Source organism: Mycobacteriales bacterium (genome assembly GCA_035995165.1).
GTDB lineage: Bacteria > Actinomycetota > Actinomycetes > Mycobacteriales > CADCTP01 > CADCTP01.
Window position 1 is genome coordinate 1 of record DASYKU010000140.1, and the last position, 26929, is coordinate 26929.

Consider the following 26929-nt stretch of genomic DNA (forward strand, 5'->3'; position numbering starts at 1 on the left):
CCGACCACCGGGATCTTCGCGTCCGTCGCCGCCTTCACCGAGCCCGCCAGGGCGTCCGGCGTCACCAGCGTCGTCGCGATCCCGTCGACCTTCGAGTCCACCGCGTTCTGGATCAGGGTCGCCTGCTTGGAGGCGTCCGGGTCGTTGGAGTACTTCAGCGTGATGCCCTCGTTCTTCGCCGCCTGCTGCGCCCCGGCCTTGATCTTGTCCCAGAACGTGTCACCCGGCGTCTCGTGCGTGATCATCGCGATCGTGTAACCGGAGTTGTCGCCCGCCCCGGTGCTGTTGGAGCTGTCGGTCGGCTTCACCCTCCCGCCGCCGCTGCATGCCGCGAGGGCGAGGACCGCGACGGCGGTGAGGGTCAGCGCCGGGAACAGGCGACGCGATGGAGTCCACTTCATCGGGGATGTCCTCTCTGGGGTGGCCGGTCGGTCCGGCCGGTACGGGGAGAAGGGGTGAGAGGTGCGGTTTCCGGAGGATCAGGCCGGGTGGGTGGTGCCCCCGAGGCCTTCGGAGTTCAGATATGCCCTCGTCCGGGTGGCGATGGGCAGCGGCAGGTCGAAGTCGACCGGATACATGTCCTGCTCGACCACGACGAACAGCTCGGCGTCCAGTTCGGACAGTGCGGAAAGGACAGCAGGAACGTCGGGCAGCCCGGCGGGCGGCTCGCAGCTGGCACCGAGCGCGACGGCCTGGCCGAACGCCAGCCCCTCGGCCTCGGCCCGGGCCACGATCGCCGGGTCCATCTGCTTGATGTGCACGTAGCCGATCCGGTCCGGGTAGGACCGCACGATCCCGGGCACGTCGGCCCGCCTGTAGGCAAGGTGGCCTGTGTCCAAGCACAGCGAGACGTAACGGGCGTCGGTGTCGTCCAAAAACCGTTCGGTCTGCTTCTGGGTCTCCACGTGGTAGTCGGCGTGCGGGTGGAAGGCCAGCGTCAGGCCGTACTCCTCCGCGACGATCCGGCCGAGCCGGTCGATCGCGGCGGTCATCGTCGCCCACTCCCCGGCATCCAGCTCGGCCTCGCGCAGGAACGCGCCGGTGCGGTCGTCGCGATAGCCCGGCACCGGCACGAACACGAGGTGCTTCGCGCCGAGCGCGGCGGTCAGCGCCGCGACGTCCCGGGTGGCGGCCTCGATCGAGGCGAAGGCGTCCGGGTCGTAGAGGGCGCTGTGGCCGGCGACCGTGCCGGCGGCGACGGTCAGGCCGCGGCCGGCGACCTCGTCGGCAAGTTGGGCCGGGTCCGTCGGCAGGTAGCCGTACGGACCGAGCTCGAGCCACTCGTAGCCGGCCCCGGCCAGCTCGTCCAGGAACCGGTTCCAGGGCGTCTGCAGCGGGTCCTGGGCGTACCAGACGCCCCAGGAGTCGGGGCAGCTGCCGAGTCGCAGGCGGCGCATGGTCACGTCGGTCACCTCTTGTCCACTGTGGAGGGTCAGGTCGCGGTCGGGAAGTGGTAGCTGGCGTCGGAGGAGTGCTCGACCCGGGGCCACCGGGCCGTGACGACCTTCGCCCGGGTGTAGAAGGACACGCCCTCGGGGCCGTGCACGTGCTTGTCCCCGAACAGCGAGTCCTTCCAGCCGCCGAAGGAGTAGTAGGCCATCGGCACCGGGATCGGCACGTTCACCCCGACCATCCCGACGTGCACGCCGCGCACGAACCGCCGGGCGGCCTCGCCGGAGTTGGTGAACACCGCCGTGCCGTTGCCGTACCGGTTGGCGTTGACGAGGGCGATCGCCTCGTCCACCGAGTCGGCCCGCAGCACCGAGAGGACCGGGCCGAAGATCTCCTCGCGGTAGACGTCCATCTCCGCGGTGACCCGGTCGATCACCGTCGGGCCGACGAAGAAGCCGCCCTCGAATCCCGGCACGACCAGGCCGCGGCCGTCGACCGCGAGGGTCGCGCCCTGCCGCTGCCCGGTGCCGATGAGGCTCTCGATCCGCTCCTTGGCCGCGGCCGTGACGACCGGGCCCATCTCGCTGTCCTTGTCCCGCCCGGAGCCGACGGTCACCTTGCGGGCCTTCTCGCTGAGCACGTCGACCAGCGCGTCCGCGGCAGAGCCGACCGCGACGGTGGCCGAGATCGCCATGCAGCGCTCCCCCGCCGACCCGAACGCGGCCGCGACCAGGTGGTCGGAGGCGAAGTCGAGGTCGGCGTCGGGCAGCACGATCGCGTGGTTCTTGGCGCCGCCCAGCGCCTGCACCCGCTTGCCCGACGCGGTCGCCTTCTGGTGGATGTACTGCGCGATCGGCGTGGAGCCGACGAAGGAGACCGCGGCGATGCCGGGGTGGTCGAGGATCGCGTCGACCGCGACCTTGTCGCCGTGCACGACGTTGAAGACCCCGTCGGGCAGGCCGGCCTCCTGCCAGAGCCGCGCGATCACCGTGGACACCGTGGGGTCACGCTCGCTCGGCTTGAGCACGAACGCGTTGCCGCAGGCGATCGCGACCGGGTGCATCCACATCGGCACCATGGCCGGGAAGTTGAAGGGGGTGATCCCGGCGCAGACGCCCAGCGGCTCGCGGATCGAGTAGAGGTCGACGCCGCTGGAGACCTGGTCGGAGTAGTCGCCCTTGAGCAGCGTCGGCAGCCCGCAGGCGAACTCGACCACCTCCAGGCCGCGCTGGACCTCGCCCTTGGCGTCGGAGAAGACCTTGCCGTGCTCGTCGGAGACGATCTCGGCCAGCTCGTCGGTGCGCGCGTTGACCAGCTCCCGGAACGCGAAGAGCACCTTGGTCCGCCGCGACAGCGACGCCTGGGCCCAGTCCGGGTACGCCGCCGTCGCCGCCGCGACCGCGCTGTCCACATCGGACGGTTCGGCCAGCACGACCTGGGCCTGCTGGGCCCCGGTCGCCGGGTTCCACACCGGCGAGTGCCGGGTGCCGGCGCCCGCGGTCGGGTGGCCGTCGATCCAGTGCTCGATGGTCCTCATCGGGAGAGTTCCCCTCGCTGTTCCAGGTAGGGACGCTGACCGGCCTTCGCGGCCTCGTACGACTTGCGGGCCTGGGTGGTGGAGTCCACCTGCGACACCTCGGCGACCGGCACGTCCCACCAGGACTCGCTGCCGGGAGCCGGCACCAGCGGGTCGGTCTCGACGTGCACCAGCACCGGCCCGCCGGAGTACGCCCGGGCCTGGGCGAGCTTGGCCCGGAAGTCCTCGATGCCGGTGGCCCGCAGCACGTGGACCCCGAGGCTCTCCGCGTTCGCGGCCAGGTCGACCGGCAGCACGTCGCCGTCCAGCCGGCCCTCGGACCGGTAGCGGTAGCGGGTGCCGAAGCGCTGCGAGCCCAGGCCCTCCGAGAGCTCGCCGATCGAGGCGAAGCCCTGGTTCTGCACCAGCACCACGAGCAGGTCGACGCCCTCCTGCACGGCGGTGACCAGCTCCTGCGCCATCATCAGGTACGACCCGTCGCCGACCATCACCACGGCCCGGCGGTCGTCCTCGCCGGAATCACGGATGGCGAGCGCGACCCCGAGGCCGCCGGCGATCTCGTAGCCCATGCAGGAGTAGCCGTACTCGACGTGGTAGCCCTTGGGGTCGCGGGTCCGCCAGAGCTTGTGCAGGTCCCCGGGCATCGAGCCGGCCGCGCAGACGACCACGTCCCGCGGGCCGGTGCCGGCGTTGACCGCGCCGATCACCTCGGACTGGGCCGGGCGCGGGCCGTGCCCGAGGTCGTACGCGTGCTGGACGGTGGCGTCCCACTCGGCGGCCAGCGCGGTGGCCCGCGCGCTGTGTCCACTCGGGACGCGCCAGCCGGCCAGGGCCCCGGTGAGCGCGGTCAGCCCGGCCCGGGCGTCGGCGACCACGCCGATCCCCGCCTGCTTGGCGGTGTCCACGGCGGCCACGTTGACGTTGACGAAGCCGACCCCGTCGGCGGCGAAGGCGGTCCGGGACGCGGTGGTGAAGTCGCTCCAGCGGGTGCCGACGCCGATCACCAGATCGGCCTCGGCCGCCAGCCGGTTGGCCGCGGTGCTGCCGGTGCTGCCGACCGCGCCGACCGACAGCGGGTGGTCGTAGGGCAGCGAGCCCTTGCCGGCCTGGGTCTCGGCCACCGGGATGCCGGTCGCCTCGGCGAAGGCCCGCAGCGCGTCGGTCGCCTCGCTGTAGATCACGCCGCCGCCGGCCACCAGCAGCGGCCGCTGCCCGCGGCGGATCGCGGCGACGGCCCGCTCCAGCGCGGCCGGCTCCGGCACCGGCCGGGCCACGTGCCAGACCCGCTCGGCGAACAGCTCCTCCGGCCAGTCGTACGCCTGGGCCTGCACGTCCTGCGGCAGCGCGATCGTGACCGCGCCGGTCTCGGCCGGGTCGGTCAGCACCCGCATCGCGCCGAGCAGCGCGGCCGGCAGCTGCTCCGGCCGCCAGACCCGGTCGAAGAACCGGGACAGCGGGCGGAAAGCGTCGTTGACCGTGACGTCGTAGCCGGCCGGCGTCTCCAGCTCCTGCAGCACCGGGCTGGACACCCGGGTCGCGAAGACGTCGCTGGGCAGCAGCAGCACCGGCAGCCGGTTGATCGTGGCCAGCGCGGCGCCGGTGAGCATGTTCGACGAGCCCGGGCCGATCGAGGCGGTGCAGGCCCAGGTCACCAGCCGGTTGCGCATCCGGGCGTAGCCGGCGGCGGCGTGCACCATGCCCTGCTCGTTGCGGGCGGTCACGTACGGCAGGGCGCCCGGGGTCAGCAGCTCCGCCTCCAGCAGGGCCTGCCCGACCCCGGCCACGTTCCCGTGCCCGAAGATGCCGAAGCAGCCGGCGAAGAGCTTCTGCCGGACGCCGTCGCGCTCGCTGTGCTGGGCCGCGAGGAATCGGACGGTCGCCTGCGCGACGGTGAGCCTCATGCGTTCCTCCCGAACGGCAGCCGCGGGTCGACCGCCTGCTCGGCCCAGGTCGTCCGGACCCAGCCGTGGGCGGGGTCGTCGCAGATCAGCCAGGCCCGCTCGGCGGCGGGGCCGGCCATGACGTTGAGGTAGTAGAGGTCGTAGCCGGGTGCGGCCATCGACGGGCCGTGCCAGCCGCTCGGGATCAGCACGACGTCGCCGGTACGGACCTCGGCCAGCACCGCCGCCGTCCCGTACACCTGCTGGTAGGCCATGCCGCCGCCGGCGACCTCGAACCAGTAGATCTCCTCCAGCACGGACTCGCCCGGCCGGTCCTCGTCGTGCTTGTGTGGCGGGTACGACGACCAGTTGCCGGCCGGGGTGAGCACCTCGCAGGCGATGAGCTTGTCGGTCTCGAACGCCTCGGGCGTGCAGAAGTTGTGCACCTGGCGCGAGCAGGAGCCGGCCCCGCGCAGCTCCACCGGCACCTTCCCGGCCGGCTGGACCCGGAACGGCAGCTCCTTGGTCGCGCGTGCGGCCGGCAGCGCGAACCGGCCGCCGACCGGGCTGGACACCGTCACCGTGCGGCCGATCGGCAGGTAGGCGAAGTCGGTCGGTCCACCGAGGACGGACGGGCGGCCGTCGAGGGTGGCGGTCTCGCCGTCGCAGCTGACCCGGCACCCACCGTTCAGCGGCAGCACCAGCATCTCGTCCGGACCGGTCCGGAACGTCTTCGACCCACCCGGCGCCAGCTCCAGCGTGCGCAGACCCGAATAGGCCCAGCCGGCCTCGGCCGGGTCGACGACACAGGCCCACCCGTCGCGGGCCAGCGTCCCGTGTGGACGGTGCAAGCTCACGAGATTCTCCCGTGGACAAGGCTCGCGGCCACGTCGACGGCGCCGGCCACGTTGCCGTCCTGCGGGTAGAGCATCGTGCGGCCGGCCACCAGGCCGCGGACGCCCGGCAGGGCCAGCGCCTTCTCCCACTCCGCGTACGTCTCCGCGGGGGCGCCGTCGGGGTCGCCGCCGAGCAGCAGCGTCGGCAGCGTGGTCGCGGCCATCACCACATCCATGTCCGGCACCACCGGCAGCTTCAGCCAGCTGTACGCGCTGGTGGCGCCGAGCCCGGAGGCGATCGCCACCGAGGTGACCACCGCCTCCGCGGACAGGTCGTTGCGGACCCGGCCGTCGACCCGGCGCGAGACGAACGGCTCCACCATCGCCATCAGGCCGTGACCGGCCAGCCCCGTGACCGCCCGGGCACAACTCTCCAGAGTGGACACCGTGCCGGGGTCGGCCAAGTCGATGCGGCAGAGCATCTTGCCGCCGTCGTACCCGGCCGTCGCGAGCGAGTCGGCATCGAAGCCGGTGAACCGGTCGTCGAGCTCGAAGCTCGCGCCGGCCAGGCCGCCGCGGTTCATCGAGCCGATGACGACCTTGTCCTCCAGCGCGCCCAGCAGCAGCAGGTCCTCGAGGATGTCGGCGGTGCCGAGCACGCCGTCCACGCCGGGCCGGGACAGCGCCAGCACCAGCCGCTCCAGCAGCGCGGTCCGGTCGGCCATCGCGGTGGCGGCGCCGCGGACGCCGAGCGCGCCGCGGGCCGGGTGGTCGGCGGCGATGAGCAGCAGCCGGCCCGCGCCGGCGCTCACCAGCGGCCGCCGGGTGCGGACGGCGGCGGCCTCGGCGATCGCCTCCGGCCGCCGCGCGCGCAGGTCCCGGACCCGGTCGAGGTCGAGCACGGCGTCAGGCACGGACGGTCTCCCCCTTTGCCGCCTCAGCGACCGCGGTCTCGACCTCGGCGGTCGTCGGCATCGCGGTCGAGCACTCCAGCCGGGACGCGACGATCGCGCCGGCCGCGTTGCTGAACCGAATCACCCGCTCCAGCGGCCAGCCCGCGAGCAGCCCGGCGCAGAGCGCACCGCCGAACGCGTCGCCGGCACCGAGCCCGTTGAGCACCTCGACCGGGATCGGCGGCACCTCGACCAGCTCGTCCCGGCTCATCGCCAGCACGCCGCGCGGGCCCTGCTTGACCACCGCGAGGTCCAGGCCCCGGTCCAGCAGCGCGGCCGCGGCCCGGTGCGGGTCGCGCTCGCCGACCGCGGCCTCGCACTCCTCGAGGTTGCCGACCGCGATCGTCACGTGCTCCAGCGCAGCCGAGAGCTGCGCGGTCGCGGCGGCCCGGTCGGGCCAGAACATCGGCCGGTAGTCCAGGTCGAGGATCGTCAGCGGGGCCCGGCCGCGGGCCGCGTACGCCGCGAGGTGCGCGTCCCGGCTCGGCTGTTCGGACAGGGCCGAGCCGGTGGTCCAGAACACGCGGGCGTCGTGGACCAGCTCGGCCGGCAGGTGGGCCGCGGTCAGCTGCAGGTCCGGGGCGGTCGGCCGGCGGTAGAAGTAGAGCGGGAAGTCGTCCGGCGGGAAGATCTCGCAGAACGTCACCGGGGTCGGCAGGTCGTCCTCGACCGGGGTGACGTACCGGTCCTCGACGCCGAGGTCCCGCAGCGCCTGGTGCACGAACCGGCCGAACGGGTCGGCCCCGGTCCGGCTGACCAGCGCGGCCCGCAGCCCGTGCCGGGCGGCGGCGACGGCGACGTTGGCCGCGGTCCCGCCGAGGAACTTGCCGAACGTGCGGACGTCCTCCAGGCCCAGGCCGACCTGCAACGGGTAGATGTCGACGCCCGCCCGCCCCACCGTGACCACATCGAATCGGGCTTGCACGGGCACCTCCCCCGGTCGGCCGGTCCGTTGCCGCGAGCGTCGCCCACGTTACGAACGGTTGTCAAGAGTTCGTCAGAATGTCAGGACATACTGACGTCCGGTGGGCCGGTCGTGAGGTACGCTCCGCCCGGGTTCGCAGCTTCGTTCGGGTCCGGAGGGGGCTTTCGATGACCGAGCTCACGGTCGATCTGGACCGGTCCAGCCCGGTGCCGCTCTACTTTCAGGTGTCGCGGCAGATCGAGGCCGCGATCGACTCGGGCGACCTCGCCCCCGGCGACCGGCTGGAGAACGAGATCAGCCTGGCCGACCGGTGGGGGCTGTCCCGCCCGACGATGCGCCGGGCCATCCAGGAGCTGGTCGACAGGGGCCTGCTGGTGCGGCGGCGCGGGATCGGGACCCAGGTCGTGCACGGCCGGGTCAAGCGGCCGATGGACCTCACCAGCCTCTTCGACGACCTGAACCGCTCCGGCCAGCAGCCGAGCACCGAGGTCCTCGACCGCGAGCTGGTGCCGGCGTCGGCGGTCGTGGCCGAGCGGCTCGGCGTGCCGGTCGGCTCACAGGTCCTGCACCTGGAGCGGCTGCGGTACGCGGGCGACGACCCGCTCGCGGTCATGCGCAACTGGCTGCCGGGGGACCTCGCGCCGGTGCTGACCACCGAGGCGCTCCAGACCCGCGGCCTGTACGAGCTGATGCGCGGCAGCGGCACGCACCTGCGGATCGCGACCCAGCGGATCGCGGCCCGCGGCGCGACCGCGCCCGAGGCCCGGCTGCTCAAGCTGCGCAAGGGCGCGCCGCTGCTGACCATGGAGCGGGTCAGCTACGACGGGTCCGGGCGGGCGGTCGAGCTGGGCACGCACGCGTACCACTCGGAGAACTACTCGATCGAGATGACGGTCGTCGAGCGCTGAGATCTACCGGCGGCGTAGGGCGGAGTTGCTCACAGCAGGGGCGACGTAGCCGGCGTCCGCGCGGGCCAGCGTCACCCCGGGCGGGACGATCTCGTCGATCCGGTCGAGCACGTCGGCCGGCAGCGTCAGGTCGGCCGCGCCGAGCTGCGTGTCGAGCTGCTCCATGGTGCGCGGGCCGATGATCGGCGCGGTCACCGCCGGGTGCGCGAGCACGAACGCCAGCGCCAGGTGCACCAGCGACAGCCCGGCCTCCTCGGCCAGCACGGCCAGGTCCTCGGCCGCGTCCAGCTTGCGCTGGTTGCCCGGGTCCGACAGGTCGTACCGGCCCGGGATCCGGCGGGCGCGGTGCGTCTGCGGCACGTCCTCGCCCTTGCGGTAGCGGCCGGTCAGCCAGCCGCCGGCCAGCGGGCTCCAGGGCAGCACGCCCATCCCGTACCGCTGGGTGACCGGCAGGAGGTCGGCCTCGATCCCCCGGACCAGGATCGAGTACGGCGGCTGCTCGGTCATGAACCGGCCCAGCCCGCGGCGCTCGGCCGTCCACTGCGCCTCGACCACCTCGTGCGCCGGGTACGTCGAGGTGCCGAACGCGCGGATCTTGCCCTGCTGACGCAGGTCGGTCAGCGCGGCCAGGGTCTCCTCGTGGTCGGTGCCGGCGTCGGGCCGGTGCACCTGGTAGAGGTCGATCCAGTCGGTGTCCAGGCGGCGCAGGCTGTTCTCGACCTCGCGGACGATCCAGCGCCGGGAGTTGCCGCGCTGGTTCGGGTCGCCCAGGGTGCCCATCGGGGCGTCGACCGGGACGCCCATCTGGCCGTGGAACTTCGTCGCCAGGATGACGTCGTCACGCCGGCCGGCCAGCGCCGTGCCGACAATGACCTCGGACTCGCCCTGCGAGTACACGTCCGCGGTGTCGATGAAGTTGATCCCGGCGTCGAGCGCGCGGTGGATGATCTTGGTGCTCGCGTCGTGGTCGGGCTCGCCCCACGGGCCGAACATCATCGCCCCGAGACAGAGCGGACTGACCTGCATCCCCGTACGCCCAAGACCGCGATACTCCATACGCCAACCCTATGACCCAGCGCCCGGGCCACACCCGACCGGGGCACGACGCGGCCCGCCCGGCGCAGCCGCCCGGCGCGGCCCGCCCGGCGCAGGCACCCGGCACGGCGGCGCGGGGGCCGGCGCTCGGCACGCGGCCCGGCGCAGGTCGGGTGGGCGAGAGAAAAGTTCAGACTCTGCGGCGGGCGAGGTCGGCGGCGCCGACGAGGCCGGCGTCGGGGCCGAGGGCGGCGATGCGGATCGGCGCGATCGGGCGGAACCCGCGGCCGGTCAGGTTCGCGGCGAACGTCTCCTGGGCCGGCCGCAGCAGCAGATCGCCGGCCTCCGACACCCCACCGCCGATCACGACCACGCTCGGGTCCAGCGCCGCCGCCAGGCTCGCGATCCCGCGCCCGAGCCAGCGCCCCATCGCGGTGAAGATCTCCACCGCGGCCGGGTCGCCCTCCCGGGCCGCGGCCGTCACGTCGGTCCCGGTCAGCGCGGCCGGGTCGCCCCCGGCCAGCTGCAGCAGCCGGTGCGCCGCGACCGGCGAGACCTCGGCCAGCTCGCGGGCATCGCGAGCCAGCGCGGTGCCCGACGCGTACTGCTCCCAGCAGCCGCGGTTGCCGCAGGCGCACCGCCGCCCCTCCGGCACCACCGTCATGTGCCCCCACTCGCCCGCGACCCCGAACGCCCCGCGATAGAGCGTCCCGGACACGACCAGCCCGCCGCCGATCCCGGTGCCGAGCGTGACGATGCAGACGACCCGCTCCCCCCGCGCCGCCCCGAACCGGTACTCCGCCCAGGCCGCCGCGTTGGCGTCGTTCTCCACCGTCACCGGCAGCCCGATCCGCCCGATCAGCGACTCCCGCAGCGGCTCGTCCCGCCAGGCCAGGTGGGGCGAGAACAACACGGTGGCCCGGTCGTTGGCGATCCAGCCGGCGGCGCCGATCCCGACGGCCATCACGTCGTACCGCTCGGCCAGCTCGGCCACGCATGCCGCGATCGCGTCCTCGGTCCCGGCCACGTCCCCGGGCGTGGGCCGGCGCACCAGCGCCAGCACCCCGCCCTCCTCGTCGACCACCCCCGCGGCGACCTTGGTCCCCCCGATGTCCACCCCGATCGCCAGGCTCATGCCTCGTCCACCGGGATGTCCTGCGGCGCGGGAGCCGAGGCCGGCGCGGTCGGCGGCTCGGGGTGGGTCAAGGACTCCAGCAGCGAGGCGAGCGTCCCCGCGGCCGTCGTGACGGCGGTGACGACGCGGTCGGTCGCGTCCGGGCTGCGCAACGCCGCGACCGTACGGCAGAGCGGGCACCACTGGCACTCGGCCGCGTGCGACTCCGGGAAGGTCCGAACGACCCAGTCGCGAGCGGCTTCGACGAACGCCCGCGCCTCGTCCCCGAGCGGGCCCGGACCGCCGGACCGGCCGGGCGACCCCGCGCCGGACTCCGGGGCGCCGGACGTCCACGCGCCGGACCCGGGACCGGCAGATCCGGGGACGCCGGACGCGGACCCGTTGGGAGGGCTCATCGGGGGACCTCGCGGGGCCAGAGCGCGGGGTCGGGGCGGAACCGGATGCGGACCGCGCCGTCCCCGGCCGACGCGCCGACCGCCACGCACCGGCGCAGCACCGAGGGCAGCGGCAGCCGTCGCAGCTGGTCCCCGACCGTCACGAGGAGATCGTCCCCGGACCGGGCCAGCGTCACCGAACCCCGCCGGACGTACGGCAGCGCCAGCCGCAGCTCGAACTCGTCCCCGGCCCGCGTGACCGACGGCGCGGGCGCGACGCAGGGCGCGAGCGGGTCGGCGGTGCCGTAGACCGACTCCCCCAGCGCGAGCAGCGCGTCCGGGCTGACCGGCTCCGCCGCCAGGTACGGCGCCCGCCGCACCGGCACGTCCGGTTCCAGCCCGGCCAGCGCCTCCTCCTGCGCCGCCCGGACCTGCGTGGCCCAGGGACCGGCGGTCGGCAGCATCCGGTTCGCGATGACCGAGTCGACCGCGTACCCGTGCAGGGCCAGCGCGGTGAGGGTCTCCCGGACGGCCGTCGAGGCCGACGGCGTGATGACGAGCCGGACCGAGGCGCCCGCCAGCAGCTCCTCGACCGAGGACAGCGCCGACTGCAACGCGCTCACCGTGTCGGTGAGCTCGGAGCGGTGCACGATCCGCTGGTGCTCGGGCCAGAGCCGTTCCACGGTGCCGGCCAGTGCGCGCAGCGAGAGCAGCGAGTCGACCGACAGCCCGTCGACCAGGACCGCGTCCCAGTTGCCCGCCGCGTCCCGGACGTCGAGGAGGGTCAGCAGCTCGGCCGCGCCCGGGGGCAGCGCCAGCTCGCCCGCGGCCACGAGACCGAGCGGCCAGCGCGCCTCGAACCCGGCCCGCAGGTCCGGATGCAGCACCTGCAGGTCGCCGACCGCGACCGGCCGGGGCCCGGGCGGCACGCCGAACGCACCGGCGGAGACCAGCAGCACCTTGGCCGACCTCGACGCCAGCGCTGCGGTCGCCGCCGCGGCGGTGGTCGTCCCGACCCCGCCCCGGCCTGCGAAAAGGACGATCCTCAACTCTCGACGCGCTTCTTGAGCTCCTTGAGCGCGGTGTCCATGATCACCTTCTCGGCCTTGCGCTTGAGCATGCCGAGCATCGGGATCAGCAGGTCGACGGCGAGGTGGTAGGTCACCTCGGTCGTCTCCCCCCGCGGCACCAGCACGTACGAGCCCTGCTGGCTCCTCTGCATGTTGGCCCGGACCAGCGTCCAGTCCACCCGCTCGTCGCCGGACCAGGCGTAGTCCAGCACGTACTCGTCCTTGATCGGCCCGGCGTCGAGCATGAACTTGACCTGCGCGGGGCGCCCGTCGGGCCCGCTGGAGAGGACCTCGGTCGACTTCACCGAACCGGCCCACTGCGGGTACGCGGGGAAGTCGCCGATGACCGCCATGATCGCGGCCGGCGGCGCGACGATCACGATCGACTGGGTGGACTGGTCGGCCATGCGGCAGAGGCTACCGCTCCCAGGACAGCACCCAGGGTTGCCCCGTGCTGCGGAAGTGACCGACGTTCACGCACTCGGTCCGGCCGATCCGCAGCCGGCGTTGCAGCGGCTGGTGCACGTGCCCGAACAGGGCATATCGCGGTTGCGTCGTGCGGATCGCGTCCAGGACCGCCGTGCTGCCCTTCTCGAAGCGGCGGGCGACCACGTCGTAGAGCAGCTCCGGCACGGCCGGCGGCAGGTGCGAGCAGAGCACGTCGACCTCGCCGAGGGCGGCGACCTTGGCCGCGTACTCCTCCTCCGGCACCTCGTACGGGGTGCGCATCGGCGAGGGCAGCCCGCCGCCGACGAAGCCGAACCGCCAGCCGTCCAGCGCGACCGTCTGCCCGTCCAGCACGTGCACGCCGTCGCGCTCGAACTCCGGCCACAGCGGCGGCACGTCCACGTTCCCGTACGTCAGGTAGGTCGGGTCCGGGAACGCGGCGAAGAGCTTGGCGTACTGCCCCCGGACCGCGGCCGTGACCGCGGCCTCCCGGTCGTCGACCTGGGCCCAGAGCGAGCGGGTGAACTCGCGGGCGTCGGCGTACCGCCGGGCGGTGCGCAGGGCGACGAACCGGCCGACCGCCTCCGCGCCGAACAGCTCGCCCAGCACGCCCTGCCCGTGGTCGGCGTAGTCGACGAACAGCAGCAGGTCGCCCAGGCAGACCAGCGCGTCCGCCCCGTCGCCCGCGCGGGCCAGCGCGTCCACGCGCCCGTGCACATCGGACACCACATGAACCCGCACCTCACGAGCTTAGGGGCGGCCCTCGCCGGGGCGGCGGTCCCCCTCGAGTTCGTCCTTGAGGGCCCAGAAGACCTGTTTGGCCCGGCGCTGGCGGGCGCGGCGCTCGCGCGGGGTGATCGTGTCGCGGCCGACCGGGTCGCAGCGGACGTAGTGGTGCACGAGCACGCCGTCCCCGTACGGCTCCAGCCAGACCTCCATGCTCCCGGTCAGCGCGCCGCGGACGTTCCAGCGCACGCCGGCGTCGCCGCGGTCCTGGAACACGCCGAGCCGCAGGTCCGGCCACCAGCGCTCCCAGCGGGCCGGGTCCCGGACGACGGCGGCCACCGCCGCCGCGTGCGCGACGACGAACGTCTCGTCGACCAGGTCCAGCGCAGCCACCTGTCAAGGCTCCCGGATGCCGGTCGCGGCCGCTACGTTGGGTGTGTTCCGGGGAGGTTTCGTGCACGAACTGAGCGTTCCGCCGATCGTCACCGTCGCCGACGGGGACCGGCTGTCCGACATGGTGCTGGACAACGCGCGGGAGGTGCCGGAGCTCGTCAGCTTCGGCCGGCGCGCGTCCGACGGCAGCTGGGAGGACGTCACCGCGGCCGAGTTCGCGGCCGAGGTCACCGCGGTCTCCCGCGGGCTGATCGCGGCCGGCGTCCGGCCCGGCGAGCGGGTCGCGCTGATGTCCGCCACCCGGTACGAGTGGACCCTCCTGGACTACGCGATCTGGTCCGCCGGCGCGATCGTCGTCCCGGTGTACGAGACCTCCAGCGCCGAGCAGGTCGACTGGATCCTGGCCGACTCCGGGGCGGTCGCGGTCGTGGTCGAGACCGAGGCCCACCTGGCGCTGGTCGAGCAGTCCGCGGCCGCGCCGAAGTTGCGCTGGACCTTCGGCCAGCTGCCGGCGCTGATCGCGCCCGGCTCCTCGGTGACCGACGAGCAGGCCGAGGCCGCCCGGACCGCCGTGCAGGCCGACGACGTCGCCACGATCGTCTACACCTCCGGCACCACCGGCCGGCCCAAGGGCTGCGTGCTCACCCACCGCAACCTGCTCGCCGACGTCAAGGCCGGCAACGAGGTGCTGCGGCCGGTCTACGACGAGGACGGCTCGACGCTGCTGTTCCTGCCGCTGGCACACGTCTTCGGCCGGGTCATCGAGATCGGCTCGGTGCTGCAGCGCTCCAAGCTCGGGCACACCGCGGACGTACGGCGGCTGCCGGAGGACCTGCGCGCGTTCCGGCCGACGTTCATCCTGGCGGTGCCGCGGGTGTTCGAGAAGGCGTACAACACCGCGCGCCAGACGGCGTACGCGGCCGGCCGGGCGCGGGTGTTCGACGCCGCCGAGGCGACTGCGATCGCGTACAGCAAGGCGCTGCAGAAGGGCCGCGTCTCCCCGCTGCTCAAGGCCCGGCACGCCCTGTTCGACAAGCTCGTGTACGTCAGGATCCGCGCCGCCCTCGGCGGCCGCTGCACCCACGCGATCTCCGGCGGCGCCGCGCTCGGCGAGCGGCTCGGGCACTTCTTCCGCGGCGCCGGCATCACCGTCCTGGAGGGGTACGGGCTGACCGAGACCAGCGCCGGCGCGACCCTCAACCTCAAGGACGCGCAGCGGGTCGGCACCGTCGGCCGGCCCGTCCCCGGCACCGCGGTCAAGATCGCCGAGGACGGCGAGATCCTGCTGCGCGGGGCGAACGTGTTCGACGGCTACTGGCACAACGAGGCCGCCTCGGCCGAGGTGTTCGCCGACGGCTGGTTCCGCACCGGCGACCTCGGCACGCTCGACGACGACGGCTACCTCACGGTGACCGGCCGCAAGAAGGACCTCATCGTCACCGCGGCCGGCAAGAACGTCGCGCCGGCCGTGCTGGAGGACCGGCTGCGGGCCCACCCGCTGGTCGGGCAGTGCATGGTCGTCGGCGACCGGCAGCCGTTCGTCGGCGCGCTGGTCACGATCGACGAGGACGCCTGGCCGGGCTGGCTGGCGGCGCACGGGCGCCAGGCCGGGACGCCGGTGGCGGAGCTGCGGGAGGACCCCGACCTGCGGGCGACCGTGCAGGAGGCCGTCGACGAGGCCAACAAGGCGGTGTCCCGGCCCGAGTCGATCCGCGAGTTCCGGGTCCTGCCGGTCGACTTCACCGAGGCCGGCGGGGAGCTCACGCCGTCGCTCAAGGTCCGGCGGGCCGAGGTCCTCAAGCGCTACGCCCCCGAGGTCGCCGCCCTCTACGGCGCCGTGGTCTGAGGGCGCCGGCTCAGCAGCACGCCGATCAGGGCCGCGGCCAGCAGGCCCGGTACGAGCAGGAACGCGGTGTGCACGCCGGCGCGGTCGGCGAGCGCGCCGAGCACGAACGGCGCGATCCCGGAGGCGAGGCCGGCCGCGATGCTCAGCCCGCCCGCGGCCCGGTCCGGCCGGCCGCCGCTCGCCGCCACCGCCAGCACCGTCCCCAGCGGGTACTGCACGGAGATGCCGATCCCGACCACGACGAGCCCGGCCATCGCCGGCACCGGCGCGGTGCTGAGCCAGAACCCGAGGAAGCCGACCAGCGCCACGCCGACCGAGACGAGCAGCAGCGTCGAGGGCGCGTACCGCAGCGCGATCCGGCCGCCGGCCACCCGCCCGATGAACATCCCGCCCACGACGGCCGTCACGCCCGCGGTCGCGGCGGCGGGCGACGCTCCGGCCCGGTCCCGCAGCCCGTCCGCGGCCCAGAACGTCAGGCAGAACTCGACCGCGATGCAGCACAGCACGATCGTCCACACCAGCCAGTACGCCGACGGCAGCGGCCCGGGCTCGTCCGGCGCGACCCCGACCGCGGTCGCCACCTGCGCGTCGGTGGCCACGTCCAGCCGGCGCTTCTCGCGTACGGAGACGACCCACACCGCGACGGCCGCGACCGCCGGCAGCAGCAGACCGGGTCGCCAGCCGATGCCCAGCGACTCGCCCGCCCCGAGCAGCAGCGGGGTGACCAGGCCGACCCCGACCGCGCCCGCGTTGGCCTCGGTGACCGCGGCCGGCCCGGCCGACCCGTGCGCGGTCGAGAGCACCACGACGCTGCCGGTGACCACGAACGTCCCGAACAGCCCGCAGAGCAGCGCCCCGGCCAGCGTGGCCGGCAGCACCGGGACCAGGCAGTAGACGGCGGTGCCGACGGCCAGCCCGAGCAGCCCGACCCGCAGCGTCGCCGCCCGGCCGAGTCGCCCCGACACCCGGGCGAACGCGAACCCGGCGATCGTCGACCCGGTCGCCAGCGCGGTCCCGTGCAGGCCGCCGATCGCGCTGGACAGGTGCAGGTCGTCGCGCTGCAGCGGCACCGACGGGCCGAAGCCGTAGAGGAAGAACCCGTACACGCTGAGCTGGGCGTAGGTCAGCCAGGTGAGCCGGGTCCGGACGATCCGCGCCGCGCTCACCCCTGCAGCAGCTCGCCCAGCCGGGCGGCCAGCGACTCCCAGCGCCAGTCCCGCTCGACCCAGGCCCGGCCCTTCTCCCCCATCGCCCGCGCGCCGGCCGGGTCGGCCAGCAGCGTCGAGACCCGGTCCGCGACCGCGCCCACGGACCGGCCCGGCACGACCCAGCCGGTCTCCCCCGGCAGCACCGCGTCGGGTGCGCCGCCGGAGTCGCCGCCGACCACCGGCAGCCCGGTCGCGGACGCCTCCAGGTAGACGATGCCGAGCCCCTCGACGTCCATCCCGGCCCGCCGGGTCCGGCACGGCATCGCGAAGACGTCCCCGGCCGCGTAGTGCTGCGGCAGCTCCGCCCACGGCACCCCGCCGGTGAACACGACGTCCTTGTCCAGCCCCTGCTGCGCGACGAGCTTGCGCAGCTGCGGCAGGTAGCGACCCTCGCCGACGATCAGCAGCACCGCGCCCGGAATCCTGCTCCGGACCATCGGCCACGCCCGGATCAGCGTGTCCTGCCCCTTGCGCGGCACCAGCCGGGACACGCAGACCACGGTCGGCCGGTCGCCCAGCCCGTGCCGCTCGCGGATCGCGGCGCCGCTCACGTCCGGCCGGAACGCGGTCGTGTCCACCCCCGGCGGCACCCAGGCGAACTCCGGCCGCGGCCCGTACGCCGAGGCGATCCGGGCGTGCGTGTACTCGGTGAGGTAGGTGACGACGTCGACGTGGTCGCCGATCCGGCGCAGCAGCTGCCGGCTGCCGGGCAGCGCGGCCCAGCCGATCTCGTGCCCGTGGCTGGCCGCGACGATCCGCTGCACCCCGGCCGTCCGCAGCCCGGCCGCCAGCAGCGCCAGCGGCGCCGACGCCCCGAACCAGGCCACCGTGCAGCCCTCGGACCGGGCCACGTCCCGGACCCGGCGCGCCACCGCCGGGGTCGGCAGCAGCATCGAGGTCGGGTGCCGGACCACCGGGAACGGCTGGGCGGCGTCGAACTCCGCCGCCCCCGGCGACGTCGACGCGAACACCACCACCGACCCGGCCGGCTGCCGCAGCGCCAGCTCGTGCACGTACGCCTGGATGCCGCCGGCCCGGGGCGGGAAGTCGTTGGTGACGACCAGCGTGCGCCTCATCCGAACTCCGCCCGTACGTCCGCGGCCCAGGTCGCGGTGAACGCCGCGGTGCCCTGGCCGACGGTCCGGCGCAGCTGCGCGTCCAGCGTCGCGGCCGGGTCGCCGGCGGTCCCGACCGCGCGGTAGAGCCGGACCAGCGCGGCCGGCCCGGCCCGGTCGGCGATCAGCCGGCAGGCGCTCCAGGCCTCCTCGTACGCCAGGGCCAGCCGCGGCGAGTCGCCCCTGAAGTCCGCCACCACCGGCAGCCGGCCCGGCCAGTGGCCCTTGCCCAGCGCGGCCCGCAGCTCGTCCGCGACCTGGTTCGCCGGCAGCCCGCTGTCCCGGTACGCGACCCAGTCCGCCAGCCCCTCGACCAGCCAGATCGGCATCTCCGGACCGGTGAACCCGCGGGTGGCCAGGTGCGTCACCTCGTGCTCCAGCACGACCGTGCGGCCGAGCGGGCCGAGCCGCTCGATGTTGGCCGGGTTGACCACGATCCGCTGCCCGAGCGCCCGGTCCCGGCCGGTGTCCACGCTGTCGGCCACCGAGACCGCCGCGATCGTGCCGAGCACGAGTCTCTCCCCGACCAGCGCGGCCATCTCGGTCTCGTCGTCCGGGATGATCACCGCGACCCGGACCGGCGTCCGGCTGCCGACGACCGCCCGGACGCGCGGCACCACCGTGTCCACCACCGCCGCGAACGAGGCCAGCCGGCCCGCGTTGGCCGGGTGCGCCATGACCAGGCTCGACCGGCCCTGCCGGACCAGCACCAGGCCGTGCTCCCAGGGACCGCGCCAGGTCGTGTTGCCGTCGGTGGCGGTGCGGTCGTCCGCCGAGATCAGCCAGCGCCCGGACCGGTCGGTGAACGTGAGCACCAGCGGCCGGTCGGTCGGCAGCGTGTCGACCTGGCGCAGCGTGTAGTGCAGCGTGACCCGGACCGTCCAGGAGCCGCCGCGCTCGACCCGGCCGGTCTCGTCGCCGGGCTCGAGGGTGTAACGCCAGACCCCGAGCGGGACGGCGGCGATGTTGGCCAGCAGCTCGGCCTGCCGGGTCCGCAGCCCGGTGGCGGCCGGGTCGACCCCGGCCAGCCAGCCGGCCCGGTCGTGCCGCAGCAGCGCGGTCGACCGCCGGTCGAGCAAGGTCCGTACCTGGCGGAGCCGGGCCGCGGCGGCCGCGTCGGTGTTGCCGCCCGAGATCGGGGCGGTGATGACGCCGCGGGCGACCCCGAGGCCGACCTGGACCGGAGCGGCCGCGGCGGTGCAGACGCCCGCGACCACGAGCAGGCCGAGCAGCGGGCCGAAGCCCCGCCGCCGCCGCTCCGGCGCAGGCCTCAGCCTGGATCCCCCCAGCACGCCTTGGATGTTAGGTGTCCGGTGTGGCCGGCGGGCGGTCAGCCGAGCCGGGTGGCGCCGACGAACGGCGAGCTGTCGATGTCGGCGATCTTCACCGGCACACCGAACGTCGACGCGTGCACCATCTGGGTGTTGTTGATCGCGATGCCGACGTGGCTGATCGGGCTGTAGAAGAACACCAGGTCGCCGGCGCGGACCTCGGACCGCGAGACGTGCGTGCCGTAGCCGTACTGCTGGGAGCTGGAGTGCGGGATCGAGACCCCGGCCGATGCCCACGCGTACGACGTGAGGCCGGAGCAGTCGAACGCGTCCGGTCCGGCTGCGGCCCACACGTACGGGTCACCGATCTGGGCCAGCGCGGTCTGCACGGCCTTCTGGGCGGCGCCGCTGGCCGGGCCGACCGACACCCGCGGCAGGTCCCGGCTGGCCCGCTCGGCCTGCACGGCCGGCTGGTCGTCGGCGCAGAGGTTCTGCAGCAGCCCGGTCAGGGTGGCCGAGCGCTTCTTCAGGTCGGCGGCCTTCGTGGTCATGGTCTGCTCGATCTTGGTGCGCGCGCCGAGCTTGGCGGTGACGTCGGACTGGGCCTTGGCCGCGCTCGTGCGGGCGGTCGCCAGCGCCTCGATCTTCTGGCCCTTGCGCCCGGCGACGTAGTCCATCAGCGCCATCTGGTCGGCGAACTCCTTGGGCGAGCCGCTGGTGAAGAACACCGCGAACTGGCCCGCGGGCGCGCTCTTGAGCTCGCCGGAGACGATCTGCTTGAAGCCGGCGGCGGCCTTCGCGTACGCCGCCGAGGCCGCGCGGGCCTTCGTCGACGCGGCGCCGAGCTCCTTCTGGGCCTTGACCCGGGCGATCTTCGCGTCGTTCAGCGCCTCGGCGGTCTTCTCCGCGGCCTGCCCGTTCGCGGTGAACTGCGCGCGGGTGTCCGCACAGGTCTTGGGCGTCGGAGCCGCGTACCCACTCGCGGCGGGGACAGCCACCGCGGCGCCGGTCAGCGCCAGAACGGTCAGGGCTCGGAAGACAAGCGTACGTCCCGGGCTCGCCACTGAGGCGGCACTCCTCGTCGGTCGACCACCGGTGGAGAAGGTCCCGGTGGGAACCCGACGGTGTCCTCGGGATGTCGAGGACACGGGCCGTCAGATCCGCGCGAACCCTATGGTCGACTGCGGAGCGAAGCCACTCGCCCTGCGCGTGGCTCCGGAAAGACCACCCTTCTGGCGTAATGATCTCTCACCAGTCGTGAATTACTGCTCACGCCACGTGTGGGCGGCGGTGATTCCGGCGCTGATCGGGCACCAACCGGAGCGGCGGCACGAGACCGCCGTCGGCAAGCGCCTCGATCGCCCGGCGCTCGGCGTCGTCGAGCTCGACGCCCTCCGGTGGCGCCCCGAGCAACACGGTGACCACGCAGTCGCCGCACGCCGGCCCCTTGGCCGCGCATCCGTCGCAGTCGATGTTCACAACTCCCCCTCGCACTCGATGACAACCCGCACGCTAGGAGAGGGGTACGACAATTTCGGGGTCAGCCGCGATCCAGGCGGCGCAGGAACAGGGCCGACGCGATCGCGTACGCGCCGTCGCGGGTGACGTCGGTCGCGACCTCCTTGTCCGAGGAGACCACCACGACCGGCCGGCCGGACGGCTCGGCCGCGACCAGCCGCCGGATCACGTCGTCGGCGATCTCGCCCTGCGCGCTGAACAGCACCCGGACCCCGCGCGGGGCGGGCGGCATCGCCGGCGGCCGGGTCGCGCCGTCGAAGACGACCGTGACCTCGTCCCCGGTCCGGGCGAACAACGCGCCCAGGGCCCGGATCAGCCGGGAGCGCTGGGCCGCCAGCGGCAGCTCGCCGTACCCGGTCTTGGTCACGTTGTAGCCGTCCACGACGAGGTGCACGCGCGGCAGCTCCAGCAGCCGGTCCACCAGCTCGGGGTCGTCGCCGCGGGCGCTGAGCACGTCCGGGGCCGGGGCGCTGGCCGCGACCGAGTCGGCCGGCCGGTCCTCGGTCGGGGTCAGCGCGAGCTCGCGGCGCAGGCCCTGGGCCGCCCCGGTCAGCGTGTCCAGCAGCAGCCAGAGCCGGGCCTCGTCGGCCTGCCGGGTCTCCCGGGCGGCCCGCCGGCCGCCCTCGACGGCGTCCTCGGCCTCGGCCAGCCGCTGCCGCAGCCGGCGCAGCTCGGCCTGGGTCCGGGACTCCTCGGCCGCGGCCCGCCGGCGTTCCTCGGCCAGCGCCTCCTCGGCCGCGACCCGGGCCCGCTCGGCCGCGCGCCGGGCCCCGGTCTGCTCGCGCAGCTGCCGGCGCAGGGTCTCGGCGTCGGCGCGGGCGGACTCCGCCGCCGACCGGGCCTTCTGGGCCTGCTCCCGCTCGGCCGCGTGCGCGGCGGCGGCCTCGGCCCGCAGCTTCTCCAGCTCCGCGTCGCGGGCCCGGGTCCGGGACCGGGCGGCGCGCTCCTCCAGCGCGGCCCGGCTGCGCTCCAGCAGGTCGGGCCAGGCCGCCGGCCGCAGCAGGTACGCCGCCGCAGCCAGCTCGACCGGGTCGGCCGCGCCCGGCAGCAGGCCGGCCCGGGCGGCCTCGACCGCGGCGGGCGACTCCCGCTCGACCTGCTCGGCCGCGCGCAGCCGGAACGCCGCGTCGCTGGACAGGACCGCGGCCAGCGCCGAGCCGGCCAGCTTGACCCGCTTGGCCGGGGTGAACCGGGCCGCCGCCCGCAACGGGCCCGGCACCTCCTCGGCCGGCAACCGCCCCAGCGCCGCCGACGCGAGCGCCAGCACCCGGGCCCGCACCGCCTCCGGCAGCACCGGCTCCCCGGCCGCACCGTCCCCGGCCGCACCGTCCCCGGCCGCACCGTCCCCGGCCGCACCGTCCCCGTCGGCAGCGGGGGCGTCGGGCGTGCCGGGTGGGGCGGGTTGCCCCTGGTCGGTCACGACCCGGCCGGGTGCTCCGCCGGCTCGCCGTCGGCCCGGGTCCGTACGCCCGGGCCGGCGTTCGCGGCGGCACCCAGGTCCGCGCCGGCACCCAGGTCCGCGCCGACACCCAGGCCCGCGCCGACACCCAGATCCGCGCCGGCACCCAGATCCGCGTGCGCGCCCGGGCCGGCGTCCGCGGGTGCGCCCGGCTCACCCGGCCGCGGCACCAGCTCGACCGAGTCCGGCCGCCCGCACCACCGGCAGGTCACGTGCTCGACGGTCTCGGCGACGACCTGCCGCTCCTCGACCACCGGCTCGCCGGCCAGGGAGACGTGCACGAACTCCCGGGATCGGGTCGAGCGCTGCACGTCGAAGCGGGTCAGGTTGCCGCACAGCGCGCAGCGCCAGCGGGTCGCGTCGGTCGGGACCGGTACGGGCATGCGCGCAGGGTAGTCCCGCCGGACCTCAGAGCGCGGCGACCCGCGACCGGTACGCCGGCAGCAGCTCCCGCCACCGGTCCTCCCCCGACGGCACGCCCGACCCGAGCACGTCCAGGAAGTCGTGCCACCCGGCCGACAGCCCCGCGAACTGGGTCGTCGGCAGCCGGCTGTGATCGAGCACCAGCAAGGTCCCGCCCGACGCCGGCGTCAGCTCCACCCGCAGCAGCGTCGGCGGTTCGCCGTTGATCGTCCACTGCCATTCCAGCAGCTCCGGCGGCTTCAGCTCGGTCACGACGAGGTCGACCTGCGAGTCCGGGTCGTCGCCCCAGACCAGCCGCGCGGACCCGCCGACCGCGAGGGCGCCGACCAGCGCCGCGCCGAGCCAGCGGGATATCCGCTCCGGCGAGGTCCAGGCGTCCCAGAGGTCCGACGGCGTCGCCGCGTACACCCGCTCGAAGCGGACCGCGCCGAACTCCCGGTCCCGCCGTACCGTCCCGAAGTCCGTCATCGCGTCTCCCTGCGTAGTTCGGTGTCCAGAGCGTCCAGCCGCTGGGCCCAGAAGCCGCGCCACTGGTCCAGCCAGTCCCCGACCTCGGCCAGCGGCGCGGGGTCGACCGAGTAGAGCCGGCGCTGGCCCTCGCCCCGGGTCCGCACCAGCCCGGCCTCCCGCAGCACCCGCAGGTGCCGGGACACGCCCGGCCGGCTGATGGCGAACTCGGCCGCGAGCGAGCCGGCCGACCGCTCCCCCGCCACCAGCAGCTCCAGCAGCCGGCGGCGGGTCGGGTCGGCGAGCGCCTCGAAGACCGGCACGGCCGAAGCGTAACCGACGTCTTACATAAGTCAAGGCGTACGAAAGCGATTTCGTCGGTACCCGGACTTAGCGTGGGATCCGTGCGCGACGCCTCCGCCCCCGTGTACGTCCAGGCGGCCTTCGACGAGCTGGACGAGCCCCTCCGGGACGTCACGTTCGTCGTCGTGGACCTGGAGACGACCGGCGGCTCGGCCGAGGCCGAGGAGATCACCGAGATCGGCGCGGTCAAGGTCCGGGCCGGCCAGGTGCTCGGCGAGTTCGCCACCCTGGTCGACCCGAAGCGCGGGATCCCGCCGCTGATCGCCGTGCTCACCGGCATCACCGACCTCATGGTCGCGAGCGCGCCGCCGATCGACGAGGTGCTGCCGGCGTTCCTGGAGTTCGCCCGCGACACCGTGCTGGTCGCCCACAACGCGCCCTTCGACGTCGGCTTCCTCAAGGCCGCCTGCGCCAGGCTGGAGCGGCCCTGGCCGCCGCTGCGGGTGGTCGACACGGCGCTGCTGGCCCGCCGGGTGCTCACCCGCGACGAGGTCCCGGACTGCCGGCTGGCCACCCTGTCGGTGCACTTCAAGACCTCGGTCAAGCCGGTGCACCGGGCGCTGGCCGACGCCCGGGCCACGGTCGAGGTGCTGCACGGGCTGCTGGAGCGGCTCGGCCCGCTCGGCGTGCAGTCCCTGGACGAGCTGCGCAGCTTCACCGCGCAGGTGTCCGAGGCCCAGCGGCGCAAGCGGCACCTGGCCGAGCAGCTGCCCACCGCCCCCGGCGTGTACGTCTTCCGGGACGCCACCGGCCGGCCGCTCTACGTGGGCAAGAGCAAGGACATCCGCAGCCGGGTCCGGCACTACTTCGTCGCCAGCGAGCTGCGCTCCCGGATGGCCGAGATGGTCGGGATGGCCGATCGGGTCGACGCGATCGTCTGCGCCCACGAGCTGGAGGCCGAGGTCCGCGAGCTGCGGATGATCGCCGAGCACAAGCCGCCGTACAACCGGCGGTCCCGGTTCCCGGAGCGCGGGATCTGGCTGAAGCTGACCCCGGAGGCGTACCCACGGCTGTCGGTGGTGCGCTCGGTCCGCGAGGACGGCGGGTCGTACCTGGGGCCGTTCGGGTCGCGCAAGGCGGTGGAGCGGGCGATGGCGGCGGTGCACGACGCGCTGCCGCTGCGGCAGTGCACGTCCTCGATCCCGGCCCAGCCGAAGGACGGCTCGGCCTGCGTGCTGGCGGAACTGGACCGCTGCGGCGCGCCCTGCGAGGGCCGCATCAGCCGGGCCGAGTACGGCGAGCTGGCGGACCTGGTCCGCCAGGCCGTCGCCGGCGACCCCCGGCCGCTGACCGATCCCCTGCTGCGCAAGGTGACCCGGCTGTCCGAGGCCGGGCGGTACGAGCAGGCCGCCACCGTGCGGGACCGGGCCGGCACGTTCGCCCGGGCCTGCGCGCGGGTGCAGCGGCTGGCCGGACTGACCTCGGTCGAGCACCTGGTCGCGGCCCGGCCGGACGGGCACGGCGGCTGGCAGCTCGCGGTGGTCCGGCGCGGCCGGCTGGTGGCCGCGGGCGTGGCCGTGCGCGGGGCGGCCGTGCGGCCGTACATCGCCGGGCTGGTCGCGACGGCCGAGTCGGTGCTGCCCGGGGTGGGTCCGCTGCCGTGCGCGACGGCCGAGGAGACCGAGCGGATCCTGCACTGGCTGGAGGAGCCGGGCACCCGCCTGGTCGAGCTCGAAGGCGACTGGGCCTGCCCGGCCCGGGGCGCCGGCGGGCTCGGCGAGATCCTCGACCACCGCTCCGACTCCACCGACCCCACCGCCGACCGCCGCCGCATCCGCCCCATCCCCCGCCCCGCCCGCTGAGCTCACCCGATCAGGGCTGTGGACAACGTAGCAATGCTGCACTTTCTTGGATTAGGGTGACATCTCCTTGATCCAGAGAGGTGGCACACGTGAGTATTCTGTTGTCCATGACGGAACTGCCGGAGGAGGAGCTGCGCGAGCATGTCCACGACGTCCTCCGGCGAGCGGAGGCGGGCGAGAAGTTCGTCGTCATCCGCGACGGGGAGCCGATCGTCACCATGACGCCCGCAGATCCCCCGCCACGGGAACTGACCTGGGACGAGTTCTGGACCAGGCTGGAAGCCATCCCGTACGACCCGTCGTTCGCGGCCGACATCCGCGATCTGGTCGACGACGGCGTCGACGGCGAGGACCGGCAGCGGTGACCCTGCGCGCGCTCGTGGACACGTCGGTCTTCATCGCCATGGAGCGCCGGCGCCCGATGGATCTCCCGGAGACACCGGCCATAGCAACGGTCTCCGTCATCACGCTGGGGGAACTGTGGGCGGGCCTCCTGTCCGCGGCTGACGACCGGAGCCGCGCCATCCGCCTCAAGACTCTCGAACTGGCACTGGATTCGCCGACGTTCGTGGTCGACCTTGGCGTCGCGAACGCCTGGGCCGACCTGCGCGAGATCCTCCGGATACGGAAACGCCGCATGCCCATCAACGACTCGTGGATCGCGGCGACCGCGCTCGTTCACGGGCTACCGGTGATGACTCAGGACGACGACTTCTCCGACATCCCCGGGCTGGATGTCATCCGCGTCTGAGCCCCCGCGATCACGAGCGGCCATGGGGGGTGGTCCAGGTGGCGGGGTCGGGACCGGCGGGGACGATGCGGCTCGGGTTCAGCTGCGGGTGGGTTCCGTAGTAGTGCCGCTTGATGTGGTCGAAGTCGACCGTGTCGCCGAAGCCCGGCGTCTGGAACAGGTCCCGGGCGTACGCCCAGAGCACCGGCAGCTCGGCCAGCTTCTGCCGGTTGCACTTGAAGTGGCCGTGGTAGACCGCGTCGAACCGGACCAGCGTGGTGAACAGCCGGACGTCGGCCTCGGTGATCCGGTCCCCGACGAGGTAGCGCCGGTCGGCCAGCCGGTCCGACAGCCAGTCCAGCCGCGACCACAGCCGGTCGTACGCGGCCTCGTACGCGGACTGGGTGGTGGCGAACCCGCAGCGGTAGACCCCGTTGTTCACATCGGCGAAGACGACCTCGTTGACCGCGTCGATCTCGGCCCGCAGGTCCGCCGGGTAGAGGGTCCGGCCGGTGTCCCACTCGGTGGAGAAGTCGAGCGTCAGCTGCGGGTAGTCGTTGCTGAGGATCGTGCCGGTCACCCGGTCGTACAGGGACGGGACGGTCCAGCGGCCCTGGAAGGAAGGGTCGGTGGCGAGGTAGAGCTCGGAGAGGTATGCGGCGCCGGAGACCGGGTCGCGCCCGGCCGGGTCGAGCGTGAACCGCCAACCCTTCTCGTCCCGAAGCGGGTCGACGACCCCGAGCGAGATCTGGTCGGTCAGCCCCAGCAGCGAACGGGCGATGATCGCCCGGTGCGCCCACGGGCAGGCCAGCGAGACGATGAGGTGGTAGCGCCCCGGCGCCGGCACGAACTCGCCGCCGCGCACGACCCGGTTCGTGAACGCGTTGGCCTGCCGGACGAACTCTCCGGACCGCCCGGTCTCCACCGTGGTCATGCCCTCAGGCTAGGCCGGGGTCAGGCGGAGCCGCGGACGACCAGGTGGGTCGGGAGCACGACCAGGTCCTGCTCCGGCTTCCCACCGCCGATGCGGGCGAGCAACCGCCGGACCATCTCGCGGCCGATCGCGTCGACCGGCTGGTGCACGGTCGTCAGCGGCGGGTCCGTGTGCGGCGCGAACGGCGAGTCGTCGAAGCCGA

The 26929-nt window shown here is 74.3% G+C and carries 30 protein-coding genes; 5 read left to right on the forward strand and 25 right to left on the reverse strand.

The genetic code is table 11. The annotated features are described in order from the left end of the window. The 7 genes from VGP36_23400 to iolC all read right to left on the reverse strand — a co-directional run. On the reverse strand, nt 1–401 hold a 401-nt coding region (locus VGP36_23400), incomplete at its 3' end, for a substrate-binding domain-containing protein (protein ID HEV7657656.1). Nucleotides 402–479: 78 nt separating this feature from the next. After that, complete coding sequence (locus VGP36_23405; GenBank protein ID HEV7657657.1) at nt 480–1397, reverse strand: TIM barrel protein; 918 nt, start codon at nt 1395–1397, stop codon at nt 480–482. 35 nt (nt 1398–1432) lie between these two features. After that, the gene (locus tag VGP36_23410; protein HEV7657658.1) at nt 1433–2929 is read right to left on the reverse strand and encodes a CoA-acylating methylmalonate-semialdehyde dehydrogenase; all 1497 of its coding nucleotides are present in this window, start codon (nt 2927–2929) and stop codon (nt 1433–1435) included. Further along, nucleotides 2926–4830: a 3D-(3,5/4)-trihydroxycyclohexane-1,2-dione acylhydrolase (decyclizing) gene (gene iolD / locus VGP36_23415; GenBank protein HEV7657659.1), complete on the reverse strand. Its 1905-nt coding sequence runs from the start codon at nt 4828–4830 to the stop codon at nt 2926–2928. The genes VGP36_23410 and iolD overlap by 4 nt, the downstream gene beginning before the upstream one ends. Further along, entirely contained in the window at nt 4827–5639 is an 813-nt protein-coding gene (gene iolB, locus VGP36_23420) for a 5-deoxy-glucuronate isomerase (protein HEV7657660.1), read from the reverse strand. Before iolB ends, iolD begins: the two co-directional genes overlap by 4 nt. Before the next feature lie 23 nt (nt 5640–5662). Next, nucleotides 5663–6559: an aldolase gene (locus VGP36_23425; protein ID HEV7657661.1), complete on the reverse strand. Its 897-nt coding sequence runs from the start codon at nt 6557–6559 to the stop codon at nt 5663–5665. Beyond that, entirely contained in the window at nt 6552–7523 is a 972-nt protein-coding gene (gene iolC / locus VGP36_23430; GenBank protein HEV7657662.1) for a 5-dehydro-2-deoxygluconokinase, read from the reverse strand. The genes VGP36_23425 and iolC overlap by 8 nt, the downstream gene beginning before the upstream one ends. Before the next feature lie 167 nt (nt 7524–7690). Between iolC and VGP36_23435 the strand changes: the two genes are divergently transcribed. After that, entirely contained in the window at nt 7691–8431 is a 741-nt protein-coding gene (locus VGP36_23435) for a GntR family transcriptional regulator (protein HEV7657663.1), read from the forward strand. 3 nt (nt 8432–8434) lie between these two features. Here VGP36_23435 and VGP36_23440 read toward each other — a convergent pair whose 3' ends face one another. The 7 genes from VGP36_23440 to VGP36_23470 form a co-directional block, all read right to left on the reverse strand. After that, nucleotides 8435–9487, reverse strand: coding sequence for an aldo/keto reductase (locus VGP36_23440; GenBank protein HEV7657664.1), 1053 nt, complete (start codon nt 9485–9487; stop codon nt 8435–8437). A gap of 169 nt (nt 9488–9656) precedes the next feature. Next, the gene (locus VGP36_23445; protein ID HEV7657665.1) at nt 9657–10601 is read right to left on the reverse strand and encodes an ROK family glucokinase; all 945 of its coding nucleotides are present in this window, start codon (nt 10599–10601) and stop codon (nt 9657–9659) included. Next, complete coding sequence (locus tag VGP36_23450) at nt 10598–10996, reverse strand: hypothetical protein (GenBank protein HEV7657666.1); 399 nt, start codon at nt 10994–10996, stop codon at nt 10598–10600. The genes VGP36_23445 and VGP36_23450 overlap by 4 nt, the downstream gene beginning before the upstream one ends. Further along, complete coding sequence (locus tag VGP36_23455; GenBank protein HEV7657667.1) at nt 10993–12024, reverse strand: ArsA-related P-loop ATPase; 1032 nt, start codon at nt 12022–12024, stop codon at nt 10993–10995. Before VGP36_23455 ends, VGP36_23450 begins: the two co-directional genes overlap by 4 nt. Next, entirely contained in the window at nt 12021–12452 is a 432-nt protein-coding gene (locus VGP36_23460) for an SRPBCC family protein (GenBank protein ID HEV7657668.1), read from the reverse strand. The genes VGP36_23455 and VGP36_23460 overlap by 4 nt, the downstream gene beginning before the upstream one ends. Nucleotides 12453–12462: 10 nt before the next feature. Further along, nucleotides 12463–13233, reverse strand: a complete 771-nt coding sequence (locus VGP36_23465) for a metallophosphoesterase (GenBank protein HEV7657669.1) — start codon at nt 13231–13233, stop codon at nt 12463–12465. Between the two features lie 9 nt (nt 13234–13242). Continuing rightward, on the reverse strand, nt 13243–13611 hold the full coding sequence (locus VGP36_23470; protein ID HEV7657670.1) for a polyketide cyclase / dehydrase and lipid transport: 369 nt from the start codon (nt 13609–13611) through the stop codon (nt 13243–13245). A gap of 61 nt (nt 13612–13672) precedes the next feature. Between VGP36_23470 and VGP36_23475 the strand changes: the two genes are divergently transcribed. Next, complete coding sequence (locus VGP36_23475; GenBank protein HEV7657671.1) at nt 13673–15457, forward strand: long-chain fatty acid--CoA ligase; 1785 nt, start codon at nt 13673–13675, stop codon at nt 15455–15457. Here VGP36_23475 and VGP36_23480 read toward each other — a convergent pair. The 9 genes from VGP36_23480 to VGP36_23520 all read right to left on the reverse strand — a co-directional run bounded on the left by VGP36_23480 (nt 15439) and on the right by VGP36_23520 (nt 23221). Continuing rightward, on the reverse strand, nt 15439–16623 hold the full coding sequence (locus VGP36_23480; protein HEV7657672.1) for an MFS transporter: 1185 nt from the start codon (nt 16621–16623) through the stop codon (nt 15439–15441). The genes VGP36_23475 and VGP36_23480 overlap by 19 nt on opposite strands. Further along, nucleotides 16620–17741, reverse strand: coding sequence for a glycosyltransferase family 4 protein (locus VGP36_23485; GenBank protein HEV7657673.1), 1122 nt, complete (start codon nt 17739–17741; stop codon nt 16620–16622). Before VGP36_23485 ends, VGP36_23480 begins: the two co-directional genes overlap by 4 nt. Beyond that, nucleotides 17738–19072, reverse strand: a complete 1335-nt coding sequence (locus tag VGP36_23490; protein ID HEV7657674.1) for a hypothetical protein — start codon at nt 19070–19072, stop codon at nt 17738–17740. The genes VGP36_23485 and VGP36_23490 overlap by 4 nt, the downstream gene beginning before the upstream one ends. Before the next feature lie 38 nt (nt 19073–19110). After that, nucleotides 19111–20049 carry an NlpC/P60 family protein gene (locus VGP36_23495; GenBank protein HEV7657675.1) on the reverse strand — a complete coding sequence of 313 codons (939 nt, stop codon included), beginning with the start codon at nt 20047–20049 and terminating at the stop codon, nt 19111–19113. 271 nt (nt 20050–20320) lie between these two features. Continuing rightward, nucleotides 20321–20545 (reverse strand): hypothetical protein, encoded by a 225-nt coding sequence (locus VGP36_23500; protein ID HEV7657676.1) that lies wholly within the window; start codon nt 20543–20545, stop codon nt 20321–20323. A gap of 46 nt (nt 20546–20591) precedes the next feature. Continuing rightward, a complete protein-coding gene (locus VGP36_23505; GenBank protein ID HEV7657677.1) occupies nt 20592–21989 on the reverse strand; it encodes an NYN domain-containing protein in 1398 nt (465 codons plus the stop codon). Further along, a complete protein-coding gene (locus tag VGP36_23510) occupies nt 21986–22411 on the reverse strand; it encodes a hypothetical protein (protein HEV7657678.1) in 426 nt (141 codons plus the stop codon). Before VGP36_23510 ends, VGP36_23505 begins: the two co-directional genes overlap by 4 nt. A gap of 25 nt (nt 22412–22436) precedes the next feature. Further along, nucleotides 22437–22919 carry an SRPBCC domain-containing protein gene (locus VGP36_23515; GenBank protein HEV7657679.1) on the reverse strand — a complete coding sequence of 161 codons (483 nt, stop codon included), beginning with the start codon at nt 22917–22919 and terminating at the stop codon, nt 22437–22439. Further along, on the reverse strand, nt 22916–23221 hold the full coding sequence (locus tag VGP36_23520; protein HEV7657680.1) for a metalloregulator ArsR/SmtB family transcription factor: 306 nt from the start codon (nt 23219–23221) through the stop codon (nt 22916–22918). The genes VGP36_23515 and VGP36_23520 overlap by 4 nt, the downstream gene beginning before the upstream one ends. An 81-nt stretch (nt 23222–23302) precedes the next feature. On the opposite strand from VGP36_23520, the gene VGP36_23525 reads away from it, so the two are divergent. The 3 genes from VGP36_23525 (at nt 23303) to VGP36_23535 (ending at nt 25814) form a co-directional block, all read left to right on the forward strand. After that, entirely contained in the window at nt 23303–25063 is a 1761-nt protein-coding gene (locus VGP36_23525) for a DEDD exonuclease domain-containing protein (protein ID HEV7657681.1), read from the forward strand. Between the two features lie 107 nt (nt 25064–25170). Further along, on the forward strand, nt 25171–25428 hold the full coding sequence (locus tag VGP36_23530; protein ID HEV7657682.1) for a hypothetical protein: 258 nt from the start codon (nt 25171–25173) through the stop codon (nt 25426–25428). Further along, nucleotides 25425–25814, forward strand: a complete 390-nt coding sequence (locus VGP36_23535) for a PIN domain-containing protein (GenBank protein HEV7657683.1) — start codon at nt 25425–25427, stop codon at nt 25812–25814. The genes VGP36_23530 and VGP36_23535 overlap by 4 nt, the downstream gene beginning before the upstream one ends. Nucleotides 25815–25824: 10 nt before the next feature. On the opposite strand, the gene VGP36_23540 is transcribed toward VGP36_23535, so the two are convergent. After that, nucleotides 25825–26727, reverse strand: coding sequence for a glutathione S-transferase C-terminal domain-containing protein (locus VGP36_23540; GenBank protein HEV7657684.1), 903 nt, complete (start codon nt 26725–26727; stop codon nt 25825–25827). 20 nt (nt 26728–26747) lie between these two features. Further along, on the reverse strand, nt 26748–26929 hold a 182-nt coding region (locus VGP36_23545), incomplete at its 5' end, for a substrate-binding domain-containing protein (GenBank protein ID HEV7657685.1).

What these genes read in the sequence shown, in the direction of transcription:
- VGP36_23405 (HEV7657657.1), bottom strand. Translation starts at nt 1,397, where the DNA reads ATGCGCCGCCTGCGACTCGGCAGCTGCCCCGACTCCTGGGGCGTCTGG.
- VGP36_23410 (HEV7657658.1), bottom strand. Translation starts at nt 2,929, where the DNA reads ATGAGGACCATCGAGCACTGGATCGACGGCCACCCGACCGCGGGCGCC.
- iolD (HEV7657659.1), bottom strand. Translation starts at nt 4,830, where the DNA reads ATGAGGCTCACCGTCGCGCAGGCGACCGTCCGATTCCTCGCGGCCCAG.
- VGP36_23435 (HEV7657663.1), top strand. Translation starts at nt 7,691, where the DNA reads ATGACCGAGCTCACGGTCGATCTGGACCGGTCCAGCCCGGTGCCGCTC.
- VGP36_23440 (HEV7657664.1), bottom strand. Translation starts at nt 9,487, where the DNA reads ATGGAGTATCGCGGTCTTGGGCGTACGGGGATGCAGGTCAGTCCGCTC.
- VGP36_23445 (HEV7657665.1), bottom strand. Translation starts at nt 10,601, where the DNA reads ATGAGCCTGGCGATCGGGGTGGACATCGGGGGGACCAAGGTCGCCGCG.
- VGP36_23450 (HEV7657666.1), bottom strand. Translation starts at nt 10,996, where the DNA reads ATGAGCCCTCCCAACGGGTCCGCGTCCGGCGTCCCCGGATCTGCCGGT.
- VGP36_23460 (HEV7657668.1), bottom strand. Translation starts at nt 12,452, where the DNA reads ATGGCCGACCAGTCCACCCAGTCGATCGTGATCGTCGCGCCGCCGGCC.
- VGP36_23485 (HEV7657673.1), bottom strand. Translation starts at nt 17,741, where the DNA reads ATGAGGCGCACGCTGGTCGTCACCAACGACTTCCCGCCCCGGGCCGGC.
- VGP36_23510 (HEV7657678.1), bottom strand. Translation starts at nt 22,411, where the DNA reads ATGCCCGTACCGGTCCCGACCGACGCGACCCGCTGGCGCTGCGCGCTG.
- VGP36_23515 (HEV7657679.1), bottom strand. Translation starts at nt 22,919, where the DNA reads ATGACGGACTTCGGGACGGTACGGCGGGACCGGGAGTTCGGCGCGGTC.
- VGP36_23530 (HEV7657682.1), top strand. Translation starts at nt 25,171, where the DNA reads ATGACGGAACTGCCGGAGGAGGAGCTGCGCGAGCATGTCCACGACGTC.
- VGP36_23540 (HEV7657684.1), bottom strand. Translation starts at nt 26,727, where the DNA reads ATGACCACGGTGGAGACCGGGCGGTCCGGAGAGTTCGTCCGGCAGGCC.